At 63.6% G+C, this 7,525-nt stretch carries 5 protein-coding genes and 1 tRNA gene; 5 read left to right on the top strand and 1 reads right to left on the bottom strand.

Features of this window, described 5'->3' with window-relative positions:
- The coding region (locus tag KBT70_RS13395; protein ID WP_296634413.1) for a tyrosine-type recombinase/integrase at nucleotides 1–1,137 on the top strand (1,137 nt) is incomplete at its 5' end.
- A gap of 4 nt (nucleotides 1,138–1,141) precedes the next feature.
- Here the strand turns inward: KBT70_RS13395 and KBT70_RS13390 are convergent.
- A tRNA-Lys gene (locus KBT70_RS13390) sits at nucleotides 1,142–1,217 on the bottom strand.
- A 108-nt stretch (nucleotides 1,218–1,325) separates the two neighbouring features.
- On the opposite strand from KBT70_RS13390, the gene dapF reads away from it, so the two are divergent.
- From dapF to KBT70_RS13370, 4 genes are all read left to right on the top strand, one after another.
- On the top strand, nucleotides 1,326–2,159 hold the full coding sequence (gene dapF, locus KBT70_RS13385; RefSeq protein WP_296634407.1) for a diaminopimelate epimerase: 834 nt from the start codon (nucleotides 1,326–1,328) through the stop codon (nucleotides 2,157–2,159).
- On the top strand, nucleotides 2,156–3,415 hold the full coding sequence (gene mtaB, locus KBT70_RS13380) for a tRNA (N(6)-L-threonylcarbamoyladenosine(37)-C(2))-methylthiotransferase MtaB (protein ID WP_296634405.1): 1,260 nt from the start codon (nucleotides 2,156–2,158) through the stop codon (nucleotides 3,413–3,415). Before dapF ends, mtaB begins: the two co-directional genes overlap by 4 nt.
- A 193-nt stretch (nucleotides 3,416–3,608) precedes the next feature.
- Entirely contained in the window at nucleotides 3,609–4,787 is a 1,179-nt protein-coding gene (locus KBT70_RS13375; protein ID WP_296634418.1) for an aminotransferase class I/II-fold pyridoxal phosphate-dependent enzyme, read from the top strand.
- A gap of 18 nt (nucleotides 4,788–4,805) precedes the next feature.
- Nucleotides 4,806–7,525, top strand: a 2,720-nt coding sequence (locus KBT70_RS13370) for a DNA translocase FtsK 4TM domain-containing protein (protein WP_296634401.1), incomplete at its 3' end; no start/stop codon positions are given.

Below are 7,525 nucleotides of genomic sequence, written 5' to 3'. Positions count from 1 at the left end.
CAACCCGTGGGATCGCCCATGAAACGCCGCAAGCAGTTTCCCGGCGCGACGGCCTATTTCGACCGGCACGGGAAGCGGCGGTGGCGGTTTCGCAAGGGTGGGTTTTCGGCGGAGCTGGGGAGCGACTATGGGTCGGAGGATTTCGTTCGCCGTTATGAGGATGCGGTGAACGGGCACAAGACGCGCGGACTGATCGGGGCGGACCTGACCAAGCCCTACAGCGTCAGCCAGCTTGTCGCGCTCTGGTATCGCTCGCCCGAGTTCCTCGATCTCTCGCTCAGCACGCAGAAGGTCTATCGCGGGATTGTCGAAAAGTTCCGGGAGGAACATAGGCACAAGCCGGTGCGCTTGATGCAGCGGCGGCATGTGCAGACGATCCTAGCGGAGAAGGCTGAGACCCCAACAGCCGCGAATAACCTACGCAAGCGGCTGATCCAGTTGATGGATTTTGCAATCACACTGGACTGGCGAGGGGACAACCCGGCTCGCGCGACAAAGCCGTTCCGTGTGGGCGGTGACGGCTTCCATACTTGGGACGAGGACGAGCTGGCGCAATTCTTCAAGCTCCACAAGCCCGGCACGCTGGCACATACGGCGGTGACGCTGATGCTCTACACTGGGGCAGCGCGGGTTGATGCGGTGAAGCTGGGACCGAAGAACATCCGCGATGGCAAGATCGAGTACAGACGGCAAAAGACGCAGCGGTCTGGTGGGATGCTGGTATCAGTGCCGATCCACCCGGACCTCGCGGAAGTGTTGAGCAAGCTGCCCGAGGACCGCCCTTTCTTGGCAACCCAGAAAGGCACGATGCGCTCAGCCGGTGGCTTGGGCAATCTCATGCAGCGTTGGACCGAAGAGGCCGGACTGCCCCAGTGTTCCGCCCATGGGCTGCGCAAGGCCTGTGCGCGCCGCCTGGCCGAGGCTGGGGCGACGGCGCACGAGATCGGCGCGGTCACTGGCCACAAAACGCTGGCCCTCGTGCAGCGCTACACCGAAGCCGCAGGCCGCGAAGGCATGGCCGATTCCGCGATTGAGAAACTGATCGCCCGCCCGAATGGCGAGCGCAATTTGGCGAACCTTCCCAAGCGGTTCGTCAATTATGACACCAACCCCAAGCAGGGAAAGGAATTTTTATGATCAGTGGTGAGCCGTGCAGGATTCGAACCTGCGACCCACTGATTAAAAGTCAGTTGCTCTACCAACTGAGCTAACGGCCCACTAGACGCGCTATCTAGAAAGAGCGGGGCGGGGGGTCAACCCCGAAAGTGCAAGATAATTCCGCGATCTGCTGGATTCGTCGCAAGGCGCAGTTTATATGCGCGAGCATGAGCCACGATGACCACACCGGATTGCCCTTTTTCAAGATGCATGGGCTGGGAAACGACTTTGTCGTGCTGGACGGGCGTGCGCGCGATCTGGGGCTGACGCCTGCGTTGGTCACGGCCATTGCGGACCGGCATCGGGGCATTGGATTTGATCAGTTGGCGGTCATCTCTCAGGGCATGGGCGATGCGCATCTGACGTTCTACAATGCCGATGGCTCGACCTCTGCTGCGTGCGGCAATGCCACGCGCTGTATCGCGCGGCATTTGATGGACGAGAGCGGCAAGACGCGGCTGGAGCTGAGCACGGCGCGGGGCGCGCTGGTGGCGGTCGATGCGGGCGGCGGCCTGACCTCGGTCAACATGGGGCAGCCACAACTGGATTGGGCTGAGATTCCGCTGGCCGAGGCGATGGATACGCTGGAATTGCCGATCGAGGGCGGGCCTGTGGCCACAGGCATGGGCAATCCGCATTGCACGTTTTTTGTGGCCGATGCCGAGGCGGTGCCGCTGGAGCAATTCGGGCCACGTTATGAGCACCATCCGCTTTACCCGGAGCGCACGAATGTGCAGGTGGCGACGGTGATTGGCCCCGATCACATCCGTATGCGGGTCTGGGAGCGCGGGGTTGGCGTGACGCTCGCCTCTGGCTCGTCGTCCTGTGCGACGGCGGTGGCGGCGGCGCGGCGCGGGCTGACGGGGCGCCGGGTGCGGATTGATCTTGATGGCGGCACGATCCACGTCGATTGGCGCGAGGATGGCGTCTGGATGACCGGCGAGACGGCGCATGTGGCAAGCGGCGTGTTCACGCCGGCGTTTCTGGCGGCGAAGCGATGACATCCGCCCCGAAATTCACCACGCTGGGCTGTCGCCTGAACGCTTATGAAACCGAGGCGATGAAGGAATTGGCGGGCCAAGCGGGCCTGGGCAATGCGGTCATCGTCAACACCTGTGCGGTGACATCCGAGGCGGTGCGCAAGGCACGGCAGGAAATCCGGCGCTTGCGGCGCGAGAACCCGGAGGCGCGGTTGATCGTGACGGGGTGCGCCGCGCAGACCGAGCCTGAGACTTTTGCTGCGATGCCCGAGGTGGATGCGGTCATCGGCAATACCGAGAAGATGGCGGCGGACACATGGGCGCGGCTGGCGGGGGATTTCATCGGCGAGACCGAGCGGGTGCTGGTCGATGACATCATGTCGGTGCGCGAAACGGCGGGGCATTTGATTGACGGATTCGGCAGCCGCAGCCGCGCCTATGTTCAGGTGCAAAACGGCTGCGATCATCGCTGCACGTTCTGCATCATCCCGTTTGGCCGGGGCAATTCGCGCTCTGTGCCTGCCGGTGTCGTGGTCGAACAGATCAAGCGGCTGGTGGGGGCAGGTTACAATGAGGTCGTGCTGACCGGCGTGGACCTGACAAGCTGGGGGGCAGACTTGCCTGCCACGCCCAAGCTTGGCGATCTGGTGATGCGGATTCTGCGTCTGGTGCCGGACCTGCCGCGCCTGCGGATTTCGTCGATTGATTCCATCGAGGTGGATGAGAACCTGATGCAGGCGATTGCCACCGAGCCGCGGCTCATGCCGCATCTGCATCTGAGCCTGCAACATGGCGATGATCTGATCCTAAAGCGGATGAAGCGGCGGCATTTGCGCGATGATGCCATCCGCTTTGCCGAAGATGCGCGGAAACTGCGGCCAGAGATGACCTTTGGTGCGGATATCATTGCAGGATTTCCGACCGAGACCGAGGCGGCGTTTGAAAACTCGCTGCGGCTGGTCGAGGAGTGCCATTTGACATGGCTGCATGTGTTTCCCTATTCCCCGCGCCCTGGCACGCCTGCGGCACGGATGCCGCAAGTCAAAGGCCCGGAGATCAAGGCGCGGGCCGCACGGCTGCGGGCGGCGGGTGAGGCACGGGTTGCCGCGCATCTGGCCGCGCAACAGGGGCGGGCGCATGCGGTGCTGATGGAGGCCCCGCGCATGGGACGGACCGAGCAATTTACCGAGGTGGTTTTCGAGAGCGACCGCCCCGAAGGGCAGATCGTGCAGGCGCGCGTGACGGGCTGGCAGGGCGGGCAATTGACCGCGGCCTGAGCGCGCAAGGTCCAGCCAGAGCGTGCGGGGCTGGGGCGCGCTGAGTATTTGCAGAACGATGAAAGCCGGGCGTCTTGCCAAAAATGCCACAATTCGGGGGCTAGGTCCTTGGTTTTGCTGGACCTGAGGGCAGGGCTTGGGTAGATTCAGGGAAACGGGACGCGAATGATCCCGAACCTTGAGGCAGTATCAGATGTATCCCGAGCGGTTTGCGAACCTACCGGCCTATGCGTTTCCGCGTCTGCGGACCCTGCTCGACGCCCATGCGCCGGGCGGCGAGGTCGTGCATATGACGATTGGCGAGCCCAAGCATGCGTTTCCGCGCTGGATCGTTGATGTGATTGCGGAAAATGCCGATGGCTTTAACTCTTATCCCGTGAATGAGGGCATGCCCGCGCTCTTGCAGGCGGCAAGTGACTGGGTGGGGCGGCGCTATGGCGTGACGCTCGATCCCGGTAGCCGGATCATGGCGCTGAATGGCACGCGCGAGGGGCTCTATAACGCAATGATGGCGCTCAGCCCGGAATTGAAGGGCGGCAAGCGCCCTGTGGTTCTGGCGCCGAACCCGTTTTATCAGGTCTATATGGTGGCGGCGCTGAGCGTGGGGGCAGAGCCGGTTTTCCTCAACGCCACCCATGAGACCGGGCATTTGCCGGATTTCGCGGCGCTGTCCGAAGAGGTGTTGAACCGGGTCACGGTGGCCTATCTCTGCTCGCCCGCCAATCCGCAAGGCACGGTGGCGAGCCGGGCGTATTGGGCCGATCTGATCCGGTTGGCGGAGCGGTATGATTTTCGCATTTTCGCGGATGAGTGTTATGCCGAGATTTACCGCAACACGCCCCCGGTGGGGATTTTGCAAGTGGCGCAGGAGATGGGGGCGGACCCTGAGCGGATCGTGGCGTTTCACAGCCTCTCGAAGCGGTCGAACCTGCCGGGGCTGCGCAGCGGATTTGTCGCCTCTGGCCCCAAAAACATCGCGCAGATGAAGCAGTTGCGCAATTATGCCGGATCGCCACTGCCGATGCCGTTGCAGCATGCGGCGGCGCGGCTCTGGGCGGATGAGGCGCATGTGATCGAAAATCGCCGTCTTTATGGCGAGAAATACGAGATTGCCGATGAGATTTTGGGCAATCTGCCCGGCTATCGCAGCCCGGAGGCGGGATTTTTCCTGTGGTTGCCGGTCGAGGATGGCGAGGTGGCGACGCTGCGGCTCTGGCAGGAAACCGGCGTGCGGGTCTTGCCGGGGGCCTATCTGAGCCAGGAGGCGGGGGGCGTGAACCCCGGCCAAGGCTATATCCGGGTCGCGATGGTGGCCCCCAAGGACGAGATGGCGGATGGTTTGAGACGGCTGCGTGCCTGTCTCTATGAATAATTGAGGACGAGGGACGAGATGGCATATCAGACGCGCGGGCGCGACCCCTTGCTGGACAGCAACATGGCTGAGGCAATCGAGAAACGCGGCAAGGAATTGCTGGGCCTCGTGCTGATGGCGGTGGCGCTGATGGCGGCGGCGATGGTCGTGTCGTACAGCCCGGACGATCCAAGCTGGATGTCGGCCACGGATGCGCCGGTGCAGAACTGGATGGGACGGCTGGGCGCGTCGGTGGCGGCCCCGCTCTTCATGATCATCGGCTGGGGGTCTTGGGGTTTTGCCATTGTTCTGGGAGCTTGGGGCGCGCGGCTGGCGTTGCACCGGGGCGAGGAGCGGGCCATGGGGCGGCTTATTTTCGCGCCGATCTGGCTGGCGGTTCTGTCGCTCTATGCGGCGTCGCTGACGCCGGGGGCGGAGTGGGCGCAGACCCATAGTTTTGGTTTGGGCGGTCTCTTTGGCGATACGGTTCTGGGTGCGCTTCTGGGTATCCTGCCTGTCGGGGCGAGCGTAGGGCTCAAGCTCTTGTCGCTGGGCTTGGGTGCGGGCGTGCTGGTGATGAGTGCGTTTGTGCTGGGCTTTACGCGGGTGGAATTGCAGCGCGTGGGCCGGTTCCTGCTTGTGGGGATGATCCTCAGCTATGCCACACTGATGAAGGCCATGGGCCGGGGTGCCGGTGGCGCGGCGCAGGCCGGGCAGGCCGTGCAGGCGATGATGGCCGAGCGGCGCGCGCGCCGGGGCGAGGATGCCGTTGCGCGGGCGGCTGTGCCGCTGCGGGCAGAGCCTGCGCTAGAGGGCGCGCGGGTGCGCCGGGCAAACACCGTTCCCTTGACGGCGGAGCGGCGTGCGCCGGTCGCGTCGAGGCCTGCGACGCCGGTAGAGAAGCCGGTGGAAAAACCGGGCGGCTTGCTGGCGCGGATGCCGATGCTGATGCGCAAGCCCGAGGTCATGCCCGAGCCGGAGCTGGTTGAGGCCGCGACCTATGCGGGCGAGGCCGAGATGCCCGGCGATGACCGTATCCGGGCCAAGATTTCCGATGTCATCAAGGCGCGGGTGCGCCAGAGCCCGGAGGTTCGGATCGAGGCGGAAGCCCCGCTGACCAAAGGCCGGGGCCGTGGTCCTGATCCGCTGATCCTGAATACCGCGCCGCGCGGTGTGTTGCCGCCCGAGCCGCCGCTTACGGCGCGGCATGTGGTGCAAACGCCGCTGCGGGCCGAGCCGCCGCTGCGCGCCGCCGCGCCCGTGAGCATGGCCGCCCCCATGGTGGACCTGACCGAGGATGAAGATTTCGACGCGATGATCGAGGCGTTGGGGCAGGATGACGTGCCCGAGATGACAGCCCCCGCGCCGCGTATTCCGGTGCCCGAGCCGCGCAAGGTGGTGCAGCATGCCCCGCGCAAGCCGGTGCAGCCGTCGTCACGCGCCATGGCCGAGGCGCAGCCGACCCTGCGGTTCGAGACCCCGGCGCAGCCGGTGTATGAGTTGCCGCCGCTCAGCCTGTTGGCGGACCCCGAGCAGATTCAGCGCCATCATCTGAGCGATGAGTCGCTGGAAGAGAATGCGCGGATGCTGGAAAGCGTGCTCGACGATTACGGCGTGAAGGGCGAGATCGTGAGCGTGCGCCCCGGCCCCGTGGTCACGATGTATGAATTGGAGCCGGCACCGGGCCTCAAGGCGAGCCGGGTGATCGGTCTGGCGGATGACATCGCGCGGTCGATGTCGGCGCTGAGCGCGCGGGTCTCGACGGTGCCGGGGCGGTCGGTCATTGGCATCGAATTGCCCAATGACAACCGCGAGATGGTGGGCTTTCGTGAAATCCTGTCGAGCCGGGCCTATGGCGATGGCAATCAAAAGCTGCCTCTGGCCCTTGGCAAGGATATTGGCGGCGATCCGATTGTGGCGAACCTTGCCAAGATGCCGCATTTGCTGATTGCAGGGACGACCGGATCGGGCAAATCAGTGGCGATCAATACGATGATCCTGAGCCTTCTCTACAAGCTGACGCCCGAGGAATGTCGGTTGATCATGATCGACCCCAAGATGCTGGAACTGAGCGTTTATGACGGGATTCCGCATCTTCTATCCCCGGTTGTGACCGACCCCAAAAAGGCGGTGGTCGCACTCAAATGGGTGGTGGCCGAGATGGAGGACCGCTATCGCAAGATGTCCAAGATGGGCGTGCGCAATATCGACGGCTATAATGGCCGGGTCGAGGAGGCGCTGAAAAAAGGCGAGATGTTCAGCCGCACGGTGCAGACCGGGTTTGACGACGACACCGGCGAGCCGGTGTTCGAGACCGAAGAATTCGCGCCCGAGAAGATGCCCTATATCGTGGTGATCGTCGACGAGATGGCCGACCTGATGATGGTGGCGGGCAAGGAGATCGAGGCCTGTATTCAACGTCTGGCGCAGATGGCGCGCGCGTCGGGTATTCACCTCATCATGGCGACGCAGCGCCCGTCGGTCGATGTGATCACCGGCACGATCAAGGCGAATTTCCCGACGCGCATTTCGTTTCAGGTGACATCGAAAATCGACAGCCGCACCATTCTGGGTGAGATGGGTGCCGAACAACTGCTTGGCATGGGTGACATGCTTTATATGGCGGGCGGGGCCAAGATCACGCGTTGTCACGGGCCGTTTGTTTCAGACGAGGAAGTTGAAGAAATCGTCAACCACCTCAAGCAATTTGGCGAGCCCGACTACATCGGCGGTGTTGTTGAAGGTCCACCAGAAGGAAG

The sequence above is a fragment of the Roseovarius sp. genome, assembly GCF_018066915.1.
In the GTDB taxonomy this organism is placed as follows: Bacteria; Pseudomonadota; Alphaproteobacteria; order Rhodobacterales; family Rhodobacteraceae; genus Roseovarius.
The sequence above is the reverse complement of the archived record's forward strand: the minus strand, read 5'-3'. Positions and strand labels throughout refer to the sequence as shown.